The organism is Cellulosimicrobium cellulans (genome assembly GCF_042723955.1).
GTDB lineage: Bacteria > Actinomycetota > Actinomycetes > Actinomycetales > Cellulomonadaceae > Cellulosimicrobium > Cellulosimicrobium cellulans_H.
In genome coordinates, this window is the sequence record NZ_JBHXIC010000016.1 from 36,586 (window position 1) to 57,079 (window position 20,494).

The window sequence follows — 20,494 nt, forward strand, 5'->3', positions numbered from 1 at the left end:
GTCGTAGACGAAGAGTGCCGGGTGCGACCCGAACGTCCGCACGCCCCGCACCGGCTCGCCGGGACGGGGGGCGCAGGCGCGCGGGGTGGGGGGCGCCCGCGCCCCCGCCCCCCCCCGTCCCTCGGTGGTGGTGGTCATGACTGACGGGTCCTGTTACCAGCCGAGCCCGAGCGTGTCGGCCTTGGCCTGGATCGCCTTGGCCGCGTCCTCGGACGTGACCTGGCCGTTCGCGACCTTCTCGGCCTCGGTCTCGATCGTCGCGGAGAGCTCGTCCCAGCTCGGCACGGTCGGCGGGGCGATCGTGTTGTCGAGCTGCTCCTGGAGCACCTGGGTGCGGGGGTTGGAGGTCAGCGGCTCGTAGTCCCACGCGGTGGTGAGGGCGGGCAGGTCGCTCGTCGCGTCGAACCAGGCCTGCTGCGTCTCGGGCTGGGCGAGCCAGCGCACGAGCTTCCAGGCGCCGTCCGCGTTCTTGGCCTCGGCGAACACGCCGAGGTGCGCGCCGCCGATGTACGAGTCGTTGTTCGCGGAGCCCGCGGGCACCGGGACGGTGGCGACGTTCTGCTCGACCCAGTCCTCGCCCTGGAGGTCGGCGAGCACGTTGACCATCCACGGGCCGGAGATGAAGGCCGGGTCGGAGCCGTCGACGAACGCGCTGTTCTGCGAGTCGCCGTAGCCGGACAGCGGCGACAGACCCTCGGTGAAGAAGGACGCGTAGTAGTCGAGCGCGTCGACCATCGCCTGGTTGTCGAGGTCGAACGCATCGCCCGCCTCGTTGAGGACCGAGCCGCCGGCCTGCGAGTAGAACGGCAGGATGACCTGCGTGGAGTCCTCGGCGTCGCCCATCGGGAGCTGGAGGCCGTACGTCGAGCCGTTGGCCTTCATCGCCTCGGCGAACGACGTGAGCTCCTCCCACGACGTGGGCGCCTCGACCCCGGCCGCCTTGGCCAGGTCGGAGCGGTAGTACAGGACGCGGGTCTCGACGTACCACGGCACGCCGTAGTCGACGCCGTCCGCGACGGTCGAGGCCGCGGCGCCCTCGACGAAGTCCGCGCTGTCGACGAGGCCGTCCGGGACGGGCGCGAGACCGCCGGTGGCGACCATCGTCGGCATGAAGGACGAGCCGATCATGATCGCGTCGGGGACGGTGCCCGCGGCGACGGCGGTCTGGAACTTCGTCATGACGTCGGCCCACGGGATCGTGGTGACCTCGACGTTCGCGTCGGGGTTCTCCTCCGTGAAGCCCTGGACGAAGTCGGGCAGCTTCTCGCCCTCCTCGCCCATCGCCCAGATCGTGATGTCACCCTCCGCGGGCGAGTCGTCGACCGTCGTGGTGGACCCGGCGGCGGCGCTCTCGCCACCCGTCGAGTCGTCGTCCGCACGACCGCACGCGGTCAGGGCCAGGAGTCCGACGACGCCGATGGCGACCGCCTTGCGTCCGAGCTTCATGAGCAATCCTCCTCATCGAGCAGTCGGCTCGTCTGGTGTGAGCCGCTGTGGAAACTACCTTAGCGTGCGCTCGGTTAGTATTTTCAACCGGGGCGTCCAGGCCGTACCGTTGGCGCCGAGAGACTGGCGAAGGAGACGGTGATGAACGAGAGCGACTCCGCAGGTGGCGACGCCACGACGGGGACGGCGGGGGGCGTCGGGAGCAGAGCGACGACGGCCGGGACCCGCGGCACGACGGCGGCCGGCCTGCCCGACCGGCGCATCGTCCGGGGCGAGCAGCGCCGCCGCGAGATCCTGCGCACGGCCGTCGAGGTGTTCGGCGAGCAGGGCTTCCGCGGCAGCTCGCTGCGCGAGATCGCCGCGCGCGTCGGCATCTCCGAGGCCGGGCTCCTGCACCACTTCGGCAGCAAGGCGGGCCTCCTGACCGCGACGATCGAGGAGCGCGACCGGCGCGACCTCGTGCGTCGCACCGAGGACGAGGCCGCCGGCGCGGACCTCCTCACGACCATCCGCGACCAGGTCCGGCGCAACGCCGAGACCCCGGGTCTCGTGTCCCTGCACGTCGTCGTCGCCGCCGAGGCGACGGACACCGCCCACCCGGCCCACGACGTCGTGCGCGACCGCTACCGCGCCCTGCGCCACCAGGACGACACGCGTTTCCAGGACGCCGTCGCGCGCGGCGAGCTGCGCCCCGAGGTCGACCCGCAGGCGATCGGCCAGCTCTTCTCCGCCGTCATGGACGGCCTCCAGCTCCAGTGGCTGCTGGACCCCGACAACGTCGACATGGTCGCCCTCTTCGACCAGTTCCTCGCGCTGCTGCGCCCCGAGGGCACCCCGCCCGCAGCGCCCGAGCCCCGCACCACCGAGCAGGAGACCGCGTGACCCTCACCGCCACCAGCCCCGCAGGCACGTCCACCGTCGCGGGCGCGACGCTCTCCTCGGGCGAGCTGACCGTCGAGCTCACGGGCGGCGGCGACGTGCGCGCCGTCAGCACGGGCGGCCTGCTCGTCAACCAGTACCTGCCGGGCGAGCACGACCGCATGCCCGGGGGTGTCCTGCTGCGCGCGACCCGCGCGGACGGCACGGTCGAGGTCGCGCGGCTCACCGGGTCGGCGCCCGCGGTGACTGCGGTCGAGGTCGGCACCGACCGCGTCGTGTGGTCGGGCGAGGCGCTCGGGCTCGCCACGCGCGTCGCGCTGACGCTCGACGGCCGCACGCTCGTCTGGCGCGTCGACCTCACGGCGGGCGCGAGCACGCCGGCGGACGCGCGCTACAACGTCGTGCACGCGCAGGACCTCGCGCTCGCGCCGCCCGCGGCCGCGCTGTCGAGCGAGCCGTACGTGTGCCAGTACCTGCTGCACCGCGCGCTCGAGCACCCCGACGCCGGGACCGTGCTCGTCAGCCGGCAGACCATGTCCGCCCAGCCGCGCCTCCCCCTCGCCGTCGCGTTCCTCGTCGAGGGCGCGGTCGCGCACCTCACGGACTCGCTCCAGGTCTTCACGGCGCGCTCGCGGCACGACGGCGTCCCGCACGGCCTGCTCGGGCCCGTGGACTCCGGCGTGCTCCAGTACGAGTACGCGATGCCGACCCTCGTGTCCCGACCCCTCGACCTGTCGGGCGGTGCGGCCCGCGTGCACGCGGTGACCGTCGTGGACCCCGACGCGCCCGGACCGCTCGCCGCGCACCTCGACGAGGTGGCCGGCTGGGCGGCGGCCGCGGTCGCCGCCGCGGCGGACGAGCGCTCGACCACCCCGCTGCAGCGGACCGCGTCGGTGCTGCGCGACGCGCCGCTCCTCGCGGGCGACGAGCTCGGCGAGGCCGACCTGCTCGCGGCCGTCGGCCTCGGCGCCGACGAGGTGCTGCTGCCCGAGCGCGACGCCGACGGCACGCTGCTCTCGTTCTTCACCGCGGCCGGGACGCACGTGGTCGACGCGCGCAAGGACACCGTGACCGAGCGTTCGCACGGGCACGTGCTCAAGGCCGGCGACGACGTGCTGCCCACGGACGACGTGCTCTCCACGACGGCGTTCGCCCCGGGCGTCTTCGCGTCGCACGTCGTGCTCGGCAACACCACGGCCAACCGCCTCGCGACGGTGCACCGGCACCACCTCAACCTTCTCCGCAGCAGCGGGCTGCGGGTGCTCGTCGACGACGGCCGCGGGCCGCGGCTGCTCGGGCTGCCCTCGGCGCTCGTCCTCGACGTCGGCGGCGTCCGGTGGGTCTACGAGACGCCGCTCGGCCGCGTCGACGTGCGGACGGTCGCGCACGACCGCGAGAACCGCATCGACGTGGACGTGCGCTGCGCGCAGCCGCTCCACGTGACCGCCACGCTCGAGCTCGACGACGAGGCCGGCGGCTGGGTCGTCGAGCACGTGGCCCCGACGGCGGACGCCGGCGAGGCCGTCGTCGTGCACCCCGTCCCGGGCGGCGACGTCGACGCGCACTACCCCGACCTGCGGTACGTCGTGGCGTCGAGCGCGCCCGTCGTGCTCGACTCCGAGGACCCCGCGGGCGCTTCCGCCGGGATCGCGCACCGCCTCACGAGCGCGGCCGACACCGGCGCGCTCCGGCTCGCGATCACCGGCGCGCTGGACGGAGCCGACGCCGCGCTCGCGCTCGCCGCCTCGACCCACGACCCGCTCGCCGACCTCGACGCGACGCTCGCGGGCCACCTCGCGACCGTCCGTGGGGTCGTGCGCGGCCTGCGGTTCGTGCCGCACGCGGAGCTCGAGACGCAGGAGCTCGACCTCCTCGTGCCCTGGTACGCGCACGACGCCCTGGTCCACTTCCTCGTCCCGCACGGGCTCGAGCAGTACTCGGGCGCCGCGTGGGGCACGCGCGACGTGTGCCAGGGACCGTTCGAGCTCGCGCTCGCGGGCGGGCGGTACGACGTCGCGCGGGCGATCGTGCTGCGCGTCCTCGCGCACCAGCACACGTGGGGCGAGTTCCCGCAGTGGTTCATGTTCGACGCGTACGGCGAGCGCTACAACGACTCCTCGCACGGTGACGTCGTGGTGTGGCCGCTGTTCGCGCTCGCGCAGTACCTCGACGCGAGCGGTGACCTCGCGGTGCTCGACGAGCCGGTCCCGTTCTGGGACCACGCGCACCGGCGCCCCGCCGCGTCCGGGCCCGACGCCGCGGCGACCGTGCGCGACCACGTCGCGCGTCTGCTCGACCACCTCGACCGTGACCGCCTGCCCGGCACGGCCCTGCCCGCGTACGGCGAGGGCGACTGGGACGACACGCTCCAGCCCGCCGACCCGCGCATGCGCACGGACCTCGCGTCCACGTGGACGTCCGCGCTGCTCGTGCAGGCCGCCGAGCTGCTCGCCCGCACCACGTCCGGCAGCGACGACCACGCCGCCCTCTCCGAGCGCGCGGGCGCACTGGCCGCCGAGGTCCGCACGGACCTGCGCGAGCGCGCCCTCGTCGACGGTGTCATGGCCGGGTACGTGCGCCACGGCGCCGACGGCGACGAGCTCGTCATCCACCCGTCCGACGCCGTCTCCGGGATGCGGTACCGCCTCATCCCCATGACGCAGTCGATCATCGCGGGCATCCTCACGCCCGAGGAGGCGGAGCACCACGAGCGCCTCGTGGTCGAGCACCTCCACTTCCCCGACGGCGTGCGCCTCATGGACCACCCGGCCGCGTTCGACGAGGGCATCCCGCACACGTTCCTGCGGGCCGAGCAGGCGGCGAACGTCGGTCGCGAGATCGGGCTCATGTACGTGCACGCGCACATCCGCTACGTCGAGGCGCTCGCGGCCCTGGGCCGCGGCCGCGCGCTCGACGAGCTGCTGCGCATCAGCCCGGTCGACCTCGGCCGTCGCCTCGCGCACGCCGCGCCCCGGCAGCGCAACGCGTACTTCTCGTCGAGCGACGCCGACTTCCCGGACCGCCAGGGCTTCGCGCGCGACTTCGACCGGCTGCGCGACGGCACGGTGGGCGTGCGCGGCGGGTGGCGCGTGTACTCCAGCGGGCCGGGCATCTACCTGCGTCAGCTCGTCCAGGGCGTGCTCGGCCTCACGGAGCGCACCGAGCCGGTCGGCTCGTCCGGCGCGGTCGGCTCGCTCGTCGTCGACCCCGTGCTGCCCGTGGCGGCCGACGGCCTCGCCGTCGACCTCGAGCTCGCCGGGCGGGCGCGCCGGGTCGTCTATCGAGTCGCCGAGCCCGGTCAGGGCGTCCGGGTGCGCGCGGGATCCGACCTCGGCGCGCTCGTCGACGTCCCCACGACCCCGCGGGCGGGCGACTACCGCGAGCGCGGCGTCGTCGTCGCGACGGGCGACCTGGGTGACGCGGCGCTCGTCGAGATCACGGTGCCCGCGGGGTCGTAGGCCCCGAGATCCCGCCGTCCCCGGGCGTGGCCCCGCGCGGCGGCCCGAGGCGCTAGCCTTCGGACCACGCCGCCGTCGGGACGGCGCCACCCGCGACGAAGGAACACGCCGTGAGCCAGCCTCCGTACCAGCAGTACCCGGGCGGCGACGCCCAGCAGCCCCCGCAGGCGCCCGCGCCGTACGGGCAGGGCCAGCCCGCCTACGGGCAGCCGGCCGCCCCCGGGCCCTACGGCGCGCAGGCGCCGTACGGCCAGGGCCAGCCCGCGTACGGCCAGCCCGCGCCGCCCGAGCAGCACCAGCCGGCGTACGGGCAGATGGCGCCGCAGGCTCCTCCCGCGGCTCCCTACCCGCCGCAGGGGCAGCAGCCCTACGGGGCGCCGTACCCGCCCCAGGGCCAGCAGCCGTACGGCGCGCCCTACGGTCAGCCCGGCTACGGCGGTCAGCCGGGCTACGGCGCTTACGCCCCCGTCGGCCCGCAGCCGATGACGTGGCGCACGATCCTCGCGTACGTGTTCAGCCCGATCGCGGTGTTCTTCCTGCCGATCGTGTTCGGCGTGCTCGCGATCGTCTTCTCGGCGATCGCGGTCCGCCGGAACGAGAAGACGGCGAAGATCGCGCTCGGGATCGCGATCGCGTGCACGGCGCTCGGGTTCATCCTCGGCGCGATCAGCGGCTACCAGGCGGCCAGCCAGTTCCTCTGACGGTCACCCGGACGGACCGGCCAGGACGCGCCCGGGTCAGTCCGCCCGGCGCGCCACGACCAGGTGGCGGGTCGAGTGCGCCACGAACGGGGTGGACGTCGTCCCGTCGTCGCGCGCGCCGGCCCGCAGCCCTGCGTCGAGGCCCGCGGCGCGCGCCTGCTCCGCCTCGTCCTCCGGGTCGCGGCCCTGGCGGGCCTCGGGCTGCGGCCCGAGGAACGCCTCGATGAGCTCGAACGCCGAGCCCGGCCCGACGTGCTGCGCGAGGTACGTGCCGCCCGGGCGGAGCGCGCGGTGGATCTCCGACCACGCCGGGGCGACGGGGTGCCGCGCGGTGACCAGGCAGAACGACGCGTCGTCGACCGGCAGCACGCCGTCGACCGGGACGACGACGCGCCCTCCCCACGGAGCGAGGAGCGAGCGGGCGCGCGCGGCGTTGGGCGGCCAGCCCTCGGACGCGACGAGCGTCGCGGGGACGGGGTCGCCGCGGTCGACGGCGGAGGTCAGGGCCTCTGCCAGGACCTCCCCGCCGCCGGTGTCGAGGTCGAGCGCCGCGTCCGTTCGCGCGAGGTGCTGCGACAGGAGCGACACGAAGCCCCACGGCGGCCGCTCCTCGGTGGCGCGGCCGTCGAGCCAGCCGAACCCCCAGCCGGTGACGTCTGCCTGCTCGGCCTCGGTGATCAGCTCGTCGAAGGGGCGCACGGCCCCACCCTCACAGACGGGGCCGGGCGCCGCCCGCCCTTTTTGTCAGCCGCAGTCGACCCCCGCGTAGGGCGTCTCGACGACGGCCGGGCCGTCGTCGGTCGCCACCGTCAGGGTGGCCGTGCCCGCCTCGACCGACGCGGTCCTCGTGCTGAAGGACTGGTAGGCGTTGCGACCCGGCTGGACGGCGGCGAACGAACGCTCGCCCGCGGGGGTGGCGAGCGTGACGTCCACGGCGTCCTCGCCGACGTTCAGCGCGCGCACGGCGACGTGCGCCGTCCCGGCCAGGCACCGGGCGTCGACCTCGACGTGGACGGGCGGGAGCTCGCGGACCCGCACGTCGCGGTACGACACGACGTCGGGCGCGGACCCGTGCGCCTGGAGACCGACGTACCCGACGAGGCCCCGGCTGCTCGAGTCCGGGTCGAGCGGACGGTCGGGGAACGGGACGCCGGGGAGGTTCTCGTACTCGTTGATGACGACCCCGTCCCGGATCACCGTGTAGCGCTGCCCGACGACGCGCACCTCGAGCTCGTTCCACGTCCCCTTCGGCGTGGGCATCGCGCGGTCGAGGCCGATGTCCGCGAACCCGTAGACCGAGCCGGTCTTGCGCGGGTCGTTCGACCCGCCCTCGGGGGAGTCGTTGACCTGGATCTCGTGCCCGCAGTTGACCGCGATCCACGAGAGGTTGCCCGTCTCGTTGCCGTTGAACGTCGTCGGGCACCCCTCGACGGGGCCGGACAGGTCGGGGAACCGGACCTGAACGCCGCTGTTGGCACGCGCGTCCCCGGGCGCGTCGTCGCGGAACTGAACGACGAGCGAGAAGTCGCCGTACTGCCGGACCGGGTACCAGAGGGTGCCGAACCCGCCGCCCGCGCCCGCCCGGGAGCGGATCGTGCCGTCGTCGAGCAGGTCGAACCCGCCGTCGCCCGCGTACTCCCAGGCGTCGAACGACTCGGCGGTGCCGTCGAAGATCACGTCGTACCCCTCGTCGGGCACCGCGGCCACGGCCGTCGCGGCCTCGGGCGCCGTGGTCTCGGGTGCCGCGGGCACGACCGCCGCGGCCGGCGCCGCGAGCGCGACCCCGACGGCGAGCGCGGCCGCCCCCGCGAGGCGGGCGCGGTGCGCCCGGCGGAGGACGGGGGGACGGGTGGTGCTCGACATCGCAACTCCCTCGTTCGACGCGTGTCCCTCCACCCTCGCACGAACGTCCCGGACCTCGCACGACGGTGCCACGACGCGCGGACGCCCCGCCGGAGAGCTCCGGCGGGGCGTCCGTCTCGGCCGAACCGCTGTCAGCCGCAGTCCACGGCGTCGTACGCGGCGTCGAGGTCGACGACCACGGCCCCCTCGCCCGGGCGCTCGCCGGACACCGTCACGACGGCGGTCCCGGCCTCGGTCGACGTGGCCCGGGCCGCGAACGACTGGTAGGCGTTCTTCCCCGGGGCGACGTCCGCGTAGGCCCTCGACCCGAAGGACGTCGTGAGCGTGAGGTCGAGCGGGACGTCGTCGTCGTTCGTCGCCCGGACGGCGACGTACGCCTTGCCCGCGAGGCAGCGCGGCTCGGCGGTGACGGTGACGTCGAACGCCGGCCCCGGCTCTCCGCCGCCCTCGCCGACGACGACGGTCGCGCGGGCGCGCAGGTCGGTCCCGGGCACGGTGCCCCCGACGTCGAACGTGCCCTCCGTGGCATAGCTCGCCGGGTCGACCGCGTCCCACGTCACCGCGACGCCGCTGGCGCGCGAGCCGTCGTTGTACTGCACGGTCGCGGTGGCGGGCAGCACCGGAGCGACGCCGACCGCCGTGGTGACGGTGACGGGGTCCACCGTGGTGACCGTGCTCGCGAGCTCGGCACGCACCCAGACCGTGGCATGCGCGGGGATCGTGGTGGTGGCGAGCACCCCGGTGACGGCGACGTCACCCTCCAGCGCGACGTCCTCCGCCGAGACCGCGCCCCACGTGACGGGCGTGGCGACCCGTGCGCCGTCGGGGTAGACGACGTCGACGGCGTCCGGGAGCGTCGGGAGGTCCCCGACCGTCGTCCGCACGTGCACCGGGTCGACGGAGGCGGCCTCGGCGGCGAACACGCGCCACTCCGAGACGCCGACCGCGGAGTAGCGGCCGCCGGATCCCTGGAGCGCGTCGAACGTGGCCCGCAGGCGGGTCGTGGTGACCGCGCCGAACGTCACCTCGTTCGTCTCGTCGCGCGCGGTACCGAACGCGGAGGGGTCGGGCACGTCGGCCCACGCCCCCGACCCGCCGCCCGCGGCGGCGTCCCAGTGCTGCAGGTGCCAGCCCTGCGGCACGGCGACGCCGGACCCGCCCGTGGTGCTGTCGTACCAGAAGTCGATCGACGTGCGGTCGACCCGGACGGGGCGGTCGAACGTGTACTGGAGCCAGCGCGTGGCGGGCTCGTTCCCCGTCCACGTGCCCCACAGGTCGGTCTGGTTGCCGCCCGAGAAGAACGCCGCCTTGCCGTCGTTGACCGCGTCCACGCTGTTCCACCCGGCGGTGTAGCTCGCGGTGGGCGTGGCGGTCGGGGCGAGGTCGATGCTCCCCTCGGTGAGCGCGGTCGCCTGCACGACGACGTCCGCCGTCGAGGTGCGGTCGCCCTGCGTGGCGGTGAGCCGCAGCGTGTACGTGCCGGCGACGGCGAAGCGCGCGACGGTCGCGGCCGAGCGCTCGTCGACGAACAGGACCTCGCCGTCCGTCGGTGCGTCGACGACGGACCACCGGGCCGCGACGGGTTCGCTCGACGCGCCGTCGCCCTGGGCCAGTCCGACGAGGCGCACCGCGCCGGCCTGCGTGAAGCCCGAGTCGGTCCACGCGTCGGCGTGCGGACCGCCGTCGGTCGGCGCAGGGGCCTCCGCTCCGGTCGCGAACGCCTGCACCTCCTTGACGCCGGTCCGCGCCCCGGGCGCGTGCTGGACGGTCACGCGCAGCCGCGTCGCCTCGACCTCCGGGAACCGCACCCGGTTGAGGTTCCCCTGCGGGTAGGCGGGTGTGCGGGCCTGGCCGGGCACGGGACGCCAGCCGGACCCGTCGTCGTACTCGACGAGGTACTGGGACGGCGGCGCGTAGCCCGGTGCCGTCGCGGTCGACGACGTGCGGTAGAAGAACACGCGCACGTCGTCCACGGGGACGGCCGGCCCGCCGTCGGCGAGATCGATCGTCACGGAGTCCGCGGCGTTCGGCGACCCGGCGGTGCCCCAGAAGGACTCCATGGTCGTGAGCCCGTCCACGGCCTGCGTGCCCGGGCGCCCGCCGGCGGCGTACGTCGTCGTCACCGGCTTGCCCGCGGCGACGTCGACGGCGTCGTGGTCCGCGCCCGTGGCGGGGGTCCCGGCCTTGGCGAGCACGTCCGCGACGCGCGACCCGGCGTCGAACCGCACGTCCGTCACCGTGGCGAGGCCCAGCGCCGCGCCGTCCGTGGCCGTCACGCCGACCTCGGTCTGGACCTCGCCGGTCGCGGGGTCGTAGACCACGCGGGACAGCGCGTCGACGGTGAAGGCGAGCTCGCCGTCGAGGAACACCGAGTACCCCTCGGGCACGTCGTCGCCGTAGTGGAGCTCGCCGTCGGGGGCGTCCCAGACGACCGCGAGGTCCTTGTCGCGGTAGCGCAGGTCCGTGGCCGCGAAGTGGTCCCAGCCGACGTCGATCGGGTCGAGCTCGATCTTCGCGTCCGTCCGCGGGCGCAGGCCCATGGCGTCCTCGACGACCGTCCAGTTCGTCGTCCCGAGCATCGTGTGGTGGATCCACGAGCGGTAGCCGATGCGCTGCGGGTCGGCCGAGCCGTCGGCCCAGAACTCGTTCTGGTCGGGGTACCGGTTGTCCCCGTTGTTCTGGTAGTGCGCCCAGGCGTTCCAGTAGAGGAGCTTCTTGTACCAGTCGGCGGTCACGTAGTCGGTCGGGTAGTCGCGCAGGACCGACGCGAGCATGCGGAACGTCACCGTCGAGTTGATGACCGAGAAGTTGTTGCTGCCCGGGTGCCCGGCGGCGGCGGCCTCGGCCTTGTCCGCCTGGTTCGCCGTGAAGAACGGGAAGATCGGGAACTCGTCGTCGTCCGCGAACAGGCGCAGCGCCTCGACGTAGTCGTCGTCGTAGTCCGCGTCACCGGGCTTGGGCACCAGGCCCACGCTGAACGGGTAGTAGTTGTTGATCTCCTTCCACGGCACCTGCTCGCCCGTGGCGGCGACGGCGTGCAGCAGGAGGTCGTCCTCCGGGTCCCACAGGTGCTCGAGGACGGCGTCCTTGACCGACTGCGCGGTCCCCCGCAGGGCCTCGGCGCGCTCCGTCTCGCCCGCGACCTCGAGGGCCTCGGCCCCGGCGACCGCGCCGCTGTACACGTAGGCCGACTCCGCGCGGTCCAGGCGACCGCTCTTCCAGTCGAACGACACGGCGTCGGCGTCGTTGCCCGTCCACGCGTTCCAGTTCGTGTCGAGCAGGAAGTTGTCGTTGGTGTCGAGCACGGCGAGCTCGCCCGCGGTGTCGCGCTCGGCGTACGTCCCGAGGGTGCGCGCCACGGAGGCCGGGCCGCCGTGGATCTGGTACGACTCCCACGCCGACTCGGAGATGTACTGCGTGTGGCTCGCGTTCCAGTTCGCCGGGTCGCCGGGGTTGTCGCGGTACTGACCCTGCGCACCGGCGGTCTCGCCCGCGGACACCCAGGTGCCGTAGGCCCACGCCGGGTCGCGCAGGTACTTGAGGTCGTCGAGGAACATCCCGATCGTCAGGTCGATCGCGTTGTTGTACCCGAGGACACCCTCCATCGTCGTGGGGAACTGGTAGTCGTTGCCCGGGACGTCGGCGTCGAGGAAGTTGAAGCGCAGCAGCCACCACCGGTAGAAGAGCGTCTTGTCGATGTTGTCCTCGGGCGTGTCCAGGTACGGGACGTTCAGCGCCCACCAGGCGTTGTACGCCGTGACGTGCCGCGTGTAGGCGGCCGCGGGGTCGAGCGCGCGGAGCTCCTCGTACTCGTCGAGCGAGCCGGGCAGCTCGTGCGTGACGAACCCGAGCTGCACCTTGGTCGTCGCCGCCCCGGTCGCGGGGACCGCGACGGCGCGCGTGATCGCGCCGTCGGCCACGGCGAACCCGTCGCCGGACAGGCGCGGGAACACGGTCGTGATGTCGTTGAGCGTACGCACGGCCCCGGTGAGCTCGTCGCCCTCGGCCTGGGTGGCGAACGCGGACGTCGCGCGCAGCGTCACGTCCTTCGCCGCGCCGTCGGTCGAGGAGAGCGCGAGCTGCGTGACCGCGACGTTCTCGTGGCTGATGTACTTGGTCTGCACGAGCCGCAGGCCGTGGGTCGCGTCCGTGAACGTCGATCGCCAGTAGGACGGCGTCTGCTTGCGCTCGGCGGTCACCTCCGCGAGGGTCACGGGCGAGCCGTCCACGAGCACGTCGACGGCGTACGCGCCCTGGCCGCCCGCGATCGACTCCCAGTACGCGACCTCGCCGCCGAACCCGACGACGGACGGGTCGTGCGTCTTCATGAAGACGGCGCGGCCCCGCGAGAACAGCCACTGGTTCCCGTCGCCGTTCGAGCCACCGGGCTGCGTGCCCGTGCGGACGAGCATCCGGTCGACCCAGAAGTCGTGGTCGGTGTCCGTGCCGGCCCCGGCGGCGAGATCGGTGTCGTAGACCGCCTGGAGCTGACCCTGCGCGCGGAAGCCCGTCCCGGTCGCCGGGACCGGCTCGGACGACCCGGAGAACACGGGCAGCCCGACGTCCGCGTTGGGGGCCGCGCCGGCGCCCGGGGCCAGGGCGAGTCCGCTCACGACCACGGCCAGGCCGGCGACGGCGGCCACGCCGCGCCGCGGGTCGGGGGCGGACCCGCGCGCTCGGGGCACGGTGCCGGCGAGGGTGGAAGGGGGCTCGGGTGCTTGCGTCGCCATGCTGCGGTACCTCTCCTCGTCGAGACGGTCGGGATCAACGTCGCACACGGCAGGCAGGTGCCGCAATCCTTTTCGGTCAGTTTCGGTACGTGCGACGGTGCGGCGTCGCCCGGTGCCTGTCGCGCGGCCGAGGCTCGCGCTCGCGCGGCGACCCGGACGTGTCGACCTTTCGGTCCGGTTTCGGAATGCGCCTCCTTCCCGGTGTCGTCGTGCCGCCGGACCCCGGTCGGGCCGGTCCGGCCCCGCCGGTGCGAGAATGCTCGGGTGGCCGGAGCCGAGGAGCGAGTGCTGGAGTCCGCACGGGTCGCGGCGACCCTGCGCGCCGAGATCCTCGACGGGGTACGACGCCCGGGGTCCCGGCTGGTCGAGCGGGACCTGGCGGCCGACTTCGGCGTGAGCCGCATCCCCGTGCGCGACGCGCTCAAGGCGCTCGAGGGGGAGGGGCTCGTCGTGCTGCGACCGCACACGTGGGCCGTGGTGCGAGAGTTCTCCGACGCGGACCTCGCCGACCTCGACGAGGTCCGGGAGGTGCTGGAACCGTTGGCGTTCCGTCTCGCGGCGGAGCGGCACGCCGCGGAGGGCCTGGAGCGGCTGCGGAGCGCGCTCACGAGCGAGCAGGAGGGTGCTCGGACGGCCGACAGCGTCGGGTCGCGCCGGTCCGCGGCCGACTTCCACGAGATCGTGACCGAGCTCGCCGACAACCGGCTCCTGCGGGACATGATGCAGGGCATCCGCAGCCGCGTGCGCTGGGCGTTGTCGCAGCACGACGACCTCGTGCACGTGACCGAGGAGCACGCGGAGCTGTTCGAGGCGGTCGCGTCGCGGGACGGCGAGCGTGCCGCCGCCCTGGCGGAGGCGCACGTCGACAGCAGCCGGCGCCAGCGCGCCGCGCACGTCGCGGCGCTGCGCTCGGGGGGCTGACCCGGCCTCGTCGGGGCCGTGGGCTCGTCCCGGGGCTAGACGGGGCCGGCGGTCCCGTCGTGCGACGTGGCCGGCCGGGCGGGGATCTCGGTCGCCTTCTGCCACGACCCGACCAGCCGCCCGTCGCTCGTCTCGAGCCGGAACGGCGCGAGCGGCAGGTTGCCGGCGCGGCGGCGAGCGCGCAGCACGTCGATCGCGTCCTCGTCGCTGTCCGCGCCGAACGGCTCGCCGCGGCGTGCACCCGTGGCGGTGACCACGCGGTAGCGGGTCATTCTGTCGTCGTCGTGGTGGACCTCGTCGGCGAGCGCCGCGACCTCCTTGGCGACCTCGAGGTTCGGCAGCGCGACCCAGGTGCGTTCCGGCCCGTCGAGCGTCCAGCCGGCGGTGTCGTCGCGCCGGATCACGTACTCGCGCGACGCGCTGCGGGCGCGCCAGGTCGCGTCGTCTTCGGCAGTCCAGGTGAGTGTGTTCATGAGCGCTGGTGCGGGTCGGACGGCGGTCCGGTCTCTCGTCGGTCGAGCGGTAGTTCCCCCTGTCCGTCGTCCGGTGACCCACCCGCAGCGTACGCTGCCCTCCCCACGGGCGTGTCCACCCTGGGGAGGAGATCACCCGTCACGCAGGTCACACCGTGCCGCTGCGGCCGCCGGTCGCCGGGTCCCGCACGTCGGGCTGTACCAGGCGTTCCTCCAGGAGGTCCGCGGCGGCGCGCGCGCCACCCAGCGCCCGCAGCTCGCTCCCGAGGCGGGCGGCCGCGGCACGGTAGGCCGGGTCGGTGGCGACGGCGCGGTAGGCGTCCCGGACCGCCTCGGGCCGCGGCGTCCCGGTGCGCAGGTTCACACCGGCGCCGTGCCAGCCGACGCGCGCCGCGACCTCCGGCTTGTCGAGGTCCCCGCCCGCGACCACGAGCGGGACGTCGTGCCGCAGCGCCTGGAGGACGCCGCCGTAGCCGCCGTTCGTGATCATCACCGAGGTCCGGGGCAGGAGCTCGGGGTACGGGACCATGGGCGCGACTCGGGCGTTCGCGGGCAGCGGACCGGGCAACGGGTCGGTCCGGTGGCCCAGCCCGACGACGACGAGCACGTCCTGGTCGGCGAGCGCCTCGAGCGTGGGCAGGATCAGGTCGCGCGGGTCGACGTTCGCGGTGCCCTGCGTGACGTGGACGACGGGCGCGCCGGCGTGGACGACGTCGTCCCACCACGGCGGGAGCGAGCCCGCGGTCGGCGACGTCCCGTCGTCGGTGAGGTCCCCGACGAAGCGGATGTGCGGGGGCAGGTCGTCGCGCGGGTAGTCGAGGCCCGGCGAACCGGCCGCGACGACGAGGAACGGCGAGTACCACATCGTCGCGAAGGTCGCGGTGTCCGGCGCGAGCCCGGCCGACCGCCGCGTGCGCTGGTAGCGCCGGGTCAGCGCGGCGGTGCCCGCTCCGGAGACGGCGCCGAGCACGGCGTCGCGCGCCCTCCCGAGGACGCCGACTCCCGGGGTGAGCCCGAGGCCCGTCGGCGGGATGCCCTTGCCGGGCAGCCAGACCGCGATCGGCGAGACCGTCGCCCACGGCGACCGGAGCCGTTCGGCCGCGAGCCGGGTCCCGAGCGCCATCGGGTCGCCGGCGAGCAGGTCCCAGGGTTCGTCGTCGTGCAGCGCGAGGAGGTCCTCGGCCTGCGCGGGCGCGGTCCCGAGGAAGAGGTCCTCGAGGTTGCGGAGCACCTGGCGGAATCCCTTGCGGTCCTGGAGGCGCGGGAAGGTCGCGGCGAGGTCGCGCTCGTCGAAGTCGGGCGCTGCGACCCAGGGGACGCCGCGCGCTCCGACGTCGTCGAACATCGCGACGTACGACCTCCCGGTGTAGACGCGGACGCCGTGGCCGCGGCGGACGAGCTCGGCAGCGACTGCCCGGACCGGTCGCGCGTGCCCGGCGAACGGCATCGCCGTCAACAGGATCGAAGCCATGGGCCAAGCATGACCCCCGGTCGGTGTCTCGGCCCGCGCGCGGTGACCGGCTACCCTGCACGAGCCGCCCGCGACGAGAGGACCCGCCCGATGTCCCACCCCACCGACCCGTACGAGCCGGTCGACGACCACACCGTCATGCGGCCGCCGCGACGGTACGGGGAGGACGGCGGGGCGAGCCCGGGCGCTTCGGGTGCCCCGGCGCCGGGCTACCCGAGCCCGCACGCGCAGGCGCCGTACGACACCGACCCGTACGGCACGGGAGGTCGCCGGGGCCCCGGCCGGCCCGGCCACCCGCACGCGACGCTCCCGCCCGCGGACACCGGGGCGACCTGGCCGCCTGCGGGGACGGCGCCCGGCTACGCGCCGCCGCCCCCGCCGCCCGGTGCCCCCGCGGGCCCGCCCGTGCCCGGCGCCCCGTACGGCACCCCGCCGGCTCCGTACGCGTCCGGCCCCGCCTACGGCGCGCCGGACGACGCGACGGTCGTGCCGGGGCCGCCCGCCCCGCCGTCGGACCCCTACGGCTTCTCCCCGTACGCGACGGCCCCCGGCCGCGGGTCGCGGAAGTGGCTCGTGCCCGTCCTCGCGGGCGTGGGCGCGTTCGTCGTCGTCGCGGGCGGCCTCGGCGTGTGGCTCGCGGTGCGCGACGACGCCCCACCCGCCCCGGAACCGACCGTCGCCGAGCAGGCGCCCGCGACGGACGCACCGGCGGAGCCGGAGGCGACCGACGAGCCGGAGGCGACCGAGGAGCCCGTGGACACCGACGTCACGGACGACGAGCCGTGGCTCGAGCAGCAGTACCGCGCGGGCGCGGAGATGGACCCGGAGACGGGGCCCGCGCTCGCGCCGATGTCGTGGGACTACTTCTTCGACAACGACAACCTGGTCAACGGGGACCGCATCGCGCTCGTGGCCCGCCGCGACTTCGCGTGCGACGACCTGCCCGCGATCCCCGCGATCGAGGCGCTCGCGGGCTCGTGCCAGGCGGGGTTCGAGGCCCGCGTCGTGTCGGACGACGGCCCGACCCTCGCGCTCGACCTGGTCCTGGTGGACCTCGGGTCGGAGGAGGAGGCCGAGCGCGCCGCCGCCGCCTTCAACGACGCGCCGGAGGGCGACCCGATCGCCGACACCACGGGACCCGCGCACCCGACCCTCGCCGCCGCGGTGCCGCAGCCGGGTTTCCAGGGCACGTACGCGCTGCTCGACGACGGGGACTCGCCGGGGGTCATGCTCAACACCGGGACCGTCGTCATGCTCTACCGGCTCGGCATCGACGACGGGCTGGAGCGCGACCAGATCCTGCCCGTCGCGCAGGCCGTCGGGTTCGTCATCACGGACCACGAGCTCGCGAAGTCGTTCGGCGAGCAGAAGTGGCTGGACACGAAGGCCGGCTGAGCGGTCGACGGTCGGGCTGGGTACCCTGGGGCGGTGATGGATCCCGCCGGGGCATAGCCGCCCGAACCGCTGCCAGGGCCGATGGTTCCTGTCTCGTCGCACGTCGGCGGGCAGGGTGCTGCCCGCGGGAAGAGGTCCGCATGAGAGCCAGACCCGTGCCCCAGCCCGCGCTCGACCGCATGGTCCCGTTCGCCGGGCATCCCGTGGTCGTGGGCGTCGTGCCGGGCGGCGACCCGCTCGTCGTCCGGACGGCGGCGGCCTGGGCGGGTGCCGCCGGGTCCCGCGTGGTCGCCGCGTTCGCCGACACATCCCGGCACGTCGTGGAGGAGCACCCCGACGGCTCGGTGACGCACGCGCCGCTCGACCCGGACTCCGCCGACGACTCCTGGCAGGAGGTCGAGACCCGGCTGCGGGCCGAGGTCGACGAGGGTCTGCGGGGCACGGGCGTCGCGTGGGAGCTGCGCTACCTCGCGGGCCGTCCCGACCGCGCGCTGACGCACCTCGCACGGGCGGTCGACGCCGCGGTGATCGTCGTCGGGTCGCGCGCTCCCGGGTCCGCGGCGCACCTGCGCGAGCTCGTCGAGGGGTCCGTCGCCGCGCACCTCGCCCACCACCAGCACCGGCCGGTGCTCACGGTCCCGCTCGCGGTCGTGGACTGGAAGGAGCTCCGCACGCCGTGGGAGAGGTGAGACGACGGACCCCGCTCCTCGCGCTCGCGGGGCTCGTCGCGCTGGGGGGAGCGGTCGGCACGACGGCGCGCGCGCTCCTCGAGCAGGCGTTCGCCCCCGTGCCCGGGTCGTGGCCGTGGACCACGTTCTGGATCAACCTCGCCGGGTCGTTCGTGCTCGGCGCGCTGCTCGAGACGCTGCTCCGCTCGGGTCCCGACGCCGGGTGGCGGCGGGGCGTGCGGCTCGGCTGCGGGACGGGCGTCCTCGGCGGGTTCACGACGTACTCGACCTTCGCGGTCGAGGTCGAGCGGCTGGCGAGCGGGAGCCATGCCGCCCTCGGCGCGGCGTACGCGCTGGGGAGCGTCGTGCTCGGCGTCGCGGCGGCGGTGGGCGGGATCACGCTCGCCGCCGCGGCCCGACGGCGGCTGGTCGCCCGGGGCGGTGGGGCGCGGTGACGGGCGTCCCCGAGCTGGCGCTCGTCGCCCTCGCCGGTGGGCTCGGCGCGGCGTCGCGGTTCCTGCTGGACACGCTCGTGGCCCGGCACAACCGGTGGTCGACGCCGCTCGGCACGGTCGTCGTGAACGTCACCGCGTGCTTCCTCCTGGGGCTGCTCACGGGCTGGGGAGTGACGCACCCGGGGAACGGCGACGTCGCGGCGGTGCTCGGGGTCGGCTTCCTGGGCGGCTACTCGACGTTCTCGACGGCGTCGGTCGAGGGGGCGCGCCTGCTGCTCGCCGGCCGCGGCGCCGTCGCGCTGGTGCACGCGCTCGGGATGCTCGCCGTGTGCCTCGCGGCCGCGGTGTCGGGGATCGCGGTCGGGGGCGCGTGAGCGGACGCGCGATCGACGCGCCGCAACCCAGGGGTTGCGCTCATGGGATCGATGTGCAACTCTGAAGTTGCAGACAAAAGTTCTTCCCAGCGGAGAGGAAGCACCATGACCACCACCAACGAGCCGGCCGTCGTCGACCGCGAGTCGTACACCGTGTCCCGGACCGTGACCATCGACGCCCCGGCGGCACGCGTCTGGGCGGCGCTCACCCAGGAGGACCTCATCAGCGGCTGGTTCGGCCAGCGGACCGAGCTGCCTGATCTGCGCGTCGGCGGCGAGGGCGTGTTCAGCTGGCCCGACGCCCCCGACGTCCAGGTGCGCATCGAGGAGTACGACCCCACGACGGCGTTCGCCTTCCGGTGGGGGACCCCGGTGGGGCAGGTCATGGACGAGACCACCTCGACCGTCGCGCGCTTCACGCTCGAGCCCCAGGGGCCGAGGACCGTGCTGCGCGTCGTCGAGACCGGGTTCGACCTCGTCGCGGACCCGGACGGCCTGCTCGAGAGCCACCAGCAGGGGTGGACGAGCGAGCTCGACGAGCTCGTCGAGCTGCTCGAGGGGGCGCTCGCGGCCGAGGGCGGTCGCGCATGACCGCCCCTGCGACGGAGCTCGCCCCGGTGTTCTCGGCCCTCGCGGACGACACCCGGTGGCGGATCCTCCAGGAGCTCGGCAGCGCGGACCTCTCGGCGTCCGCGCTCGCCGAGCGCCTGCCGGTGAGCCGCCAGGCCATCGCGAAGCACCTGGGGGTGCTCGCGGAGGTGGGGCTCGTCGAGTCCGTCCGCGTGGGCCGGGAGATCCGCTACCGCGCCGTCGGCGCCCGGCTGGGCGAGACCGCGCGCGCCCTCGAGGCCATCGGCGCCGCGTGGGACCGCCGGCTCGCGGCGATCAAGCGCATCGCGGAGTCGTAGCGGTCGCCGGTCAGGAGCCGGGAGCGGGGACGGGCTGCGCCTCGAGCGCCGTCGCGACGGCGTGCAGGTTGTGCGCCATGAGGCGGCCCGTCTCCCGGGCCCACTCGTGGCCGTGCCCCGTCTGGACGTAGTCGGGGCCCGGGCCGGGGCCCTGGTTCCAGTAGGTCCAGGCCTGGCCGGGGATCGTGTACCCGATGTCGGCGAGGGCGCCGGTCACCTCCGAGATGACGTGGTGCGCGCCGTCCTCGTTGCCCGTGACCACCACGCCCGCCACCCGGTTGTACGCGACAGGGACGCCGTCGGGGCCCTCCTCGGAGATCATCGCGTCCATGCGTTCGAGCATGCGCTGCGCGATCGACGACGGGCGCCCGAGCCACGTCGGCGTGAGCACCACGAGGATCTGCGCGTCGAGCAGCCGCTCGTGCACGCGCGGCCACTCGTCGCCCTCCCCGACGTCGGTGACGACGCCCGGCGGGACGTCGAGGTCGACGAGCCGGACGTGCTCGACCTCGACGCCGCGGCCCTGGAGCGCCTCGGCGACCACGCGCCCGAGCGCCTCGGTGTTGGACGGTTCCGGGGACTTCTTGAGCGTGCAGCTCACGAACAGCGCCTTCATGGGTCCTCCCGTGTCGCCGGACGGGGCGACGCTGCTCACGTGCCTCCGCCCGGGCGGCCGACGGCGGGTGGCTTCACCGTCCCGTCCAGCGTCACGGGGCAGCGACCCGTTCGCAACGCGCCGAGCGGCGGCGCAG

The 20,494-nt window shown here is 74.9% G+C and carries 17 protein-coding genes; 10 read left to right on the forward strand and 7 right to left on the reverse strand.

What is annotated here, in order from left to right; genetic code table 11:
• Positions 1-153 precede the first annotated feature (153 nt).
• Positions 154-1,446 (reverse strand): extracellular solute-binding protein, encoded by a 1,293-nt coding sequence (locus ACFWH7_RS06710; RefSeq protein WP_378215698.1) that lies wholly within the window; start codon positions 1,444-1,446, stop codon positions 154-156.
• Positions 1,447-1,587: 141 nt separating this feature from the next.
• Here ACFWH7_RS06710 and ACFWH7_RS06715 point away from each other — a divergent pair, with 141 nt between their 5' ends.
• From ACFWH7_RS06715 to ACFWH7_RS06725, 3 genes are all read left to right on the forward strand, one after another.
• Entirely contained in the window at positions 1,588-2,328 is a 741-nt protein-coding gene (locus tag ACFWH7_RS06715) for a TetR/AcrR family transcriptional regulator (RefSeq protein WP_378215699.1), read from the forward strand.
• Positions 2,325-5,783 (forward strand): GH36-type glycosyl hydrolase domain-containing protein, encoded by a 3,459-nt coding sequence (locus tag ACFWH7_RS06720; protein ID WP_378215700.1) that lies wholly within the window; start codon positions 2,325-2,327, stop codon positions 5,781-5,783. Before ACFWH7_RS06715 ends, ACFWH7_RS06720 begins: the two co-directional genes overlap by 4 nt.
• A gap of 110 nt (positions 5,784-5,893) precedes the next feature.
• Positions 5,894-6,484 (forward strand): hypothetical protein, encoded by a 591-nt coding sequence (locus ACFWH7_RS06725; protein ID WP_378215701.1) that lies wholly within the window; start codon positions 5,894-5,896, stop codon positions 6,482-6,484.
• Between the two features lie 36 nt (positions 6,485-6,520).
• Here ACFWH7_RS06725 and ACFWH7_RS06730 read toward each other — a convergent pair whose 3' ends face one another.
• From ACFWH7_RS06730 to ACFWH7_RS06740, 3 genes are all read right to left on the reverse strand, one after another.
• The gene (locus ACFWH7_RS06730; protein ID WP_378215702.1) at positions 6,521-7,183 is read right to left on the reverse strand and encodes a class I SAM-dependent methyltransferase; all 663 of its coding nucleotides are present in this window, start codon (positions 7,181-7,183) and stop codon (positions 6,521-6,523) included.
• Positions 7,184-7,228: 45 nt separating this feature from the next.
• Positions 7,229-8,347: a 3-keto-disaccharide hydrolase gene (locus ACFWH7_RS06735; protein ID WP_378215703.1), complete on the reverse strand. Its 1,119-nt coding sequence runs from the start codon at positions 8,345-8,347 to the stop codon at positions 7,229-7,231.
• Positions 8,348-8,478: 131 nt separating this feature from the next.
• Positions 8,479-13,032 (reverse strand): Ig-like domain-containing protein, encoded by a 4,554-nt coding sequence (locus ACFWH7_RS06740; protein WP_378215704.1) that lies wholly within the window; start codon positions 13,030-13,032, stop codon positions 8,479-8,481.
• Between the two features lie 309 nt (positions 13,033-13,341).
• Here ACFWH7_RS06740 and ACFWH7_RS06745 point away from each other — a divergent pair, with 309 nt between their 5' ends.
• Positions 13,342-13,998 carry a GntR family transcriptional regulator gene (locus ACFWH7_RS06745; protein ID WP_378215705.1) on the forward strand — a complete coding sequence of 219 codons (657 nt, stop codon included), beginning with the start codon at positions 13,342-13,344 and terminating at the stop codon, positions 13,996-13,998.
• 35 nt (positions 13,999-14,033) lie between these two features.
• On the opposite strand, the gene ACFWH7_RS06750 is transcribed toward ACFWH7_RS06745, so the two are convergent.
• Together ACFWH7_RS06750 and ACFWH7_RS06755 are read right to left on the reverse strand one after the other, a co-directional pair.
• Entirely contained in the window at positions 14,034-14,471 is a 438-nt protein-coding gene (locus ACFWH7_RS06750) for a hypothetical protein (protein ID WP_378215706.1), read from the reverse strand.
• Positions 14,472-14,619: 148 nt separating this feature from the next.
• A complete protein-coding gene (locus ACFWH7_RS06755; RefSeq protein WP_378215707.1) occupies positions 14,620-15,942 on the reverse strand; it encodes a glycosyltransferase in 1,323 nt (440 codons plus the stop codon).
• Between the two features lie 90 nt (positions 15,943-16,032).
• Here ACFWH7_RS06755 and ACFWH7_RS06760 point away from each other — a divergent pair, with 90 nt between their 5' ends.
• The 6 genes from ACFWH7_RS06760 (at position 16,033) to ACFWH7_RS06785 (ending at position 19,742) form a co-directional block, all read left to right on the forward strand.
• Entirely contained in the window at positions 16,033-17,337 is a 1,305-nt protein-coding gene (locus tag ACFWH7_RS06760; RefSeq protein WP_378215708.1) for a hypothetical protein, read from the forward strand.
• 140 nt (positions 17,338-17,477) lie between these two features.
• Complete coding sequence (locus ACFWH7_RS06765; RefSeq protein WP_378215709.1) at positions 17,478-18,026, forward strand: universal stress protein; 549 nt, start codon at positions 17,478-17,480, stop codon at positions 18,024-18,026.
• A complete protein-coding gene (locus ACFWH7_RS06770) occupies positions 18,023-18,460 on the forward strand; it encodes a FluC/FEX family fluoride channel (protein WP_378215711.1) in 438 nt (145 codons plus the stop codon). Before ACFWH7_RS06765 ends, ACFWH7_RS06770 begins: the two co-directional genes overlap by 4 nt.
• Positions 18,457-18,834: a fluoride efflux transporter FluC gene (locus ACFWH7_RS06775; RefSeq protein ID WP_378215712.1), complete on the forward strand. Its 378-nt coding sequence runs from the start codon at positions 18,457-18,459 to the stop codon at positions 18,832-18,834. Before ACFWH7_RS06770 ends, ACFWH7_RS06775 begins: the two co-directional genes overlap by 4 nt.
• A gap of 105 nt (positions 18,835-18,939) precedes the next feature.
• Positions 18,940-19,425: an SRPBCC domain-containing protein gene (locus tag ACFWH7_RS06780; protein WP_378215713.1), complete on the forward strand. Its 486-nt coding sequence runs from the start codon at positions 18,940-18,942 to the stop codon at positions 19,423-19,425.
• Positions 19,422-19,742 carry an ArsR/SmtB family transcription factor gene (locus ACFWH7_RS06785; protein ID WP_378215714.1) on the forward strand — a complete coding sequence of 107 codons (321 nt, stop codon included), beginning with the start codon at positions 19,422-19,424 and terminating at the stop codon, positions 19,740-19,742. Before ACFWH7_RS06780 ends, ACFWH7_RS06785 begins: the two co-directional genes overlap by 4 nt.
• A gap of 10 nt (positions 19,743-19,752) precedes the next feature.
• On the opposite strand, the gene ACFWH7_RS06790 is transcribed toward ACFWH7_RS06785, so the two are convergent.
• Entirely contained in the window at positions 19,753-20,397 is a 645-nt protein-coding gene (locus tag ACFWH7_RS06790; protein WP_378215715.1) for a flavodoxin family protein, read from the reverse strand.
• Between the last annotated feature and the right edge of the window lie 97 nt (positions 20,398-20,494).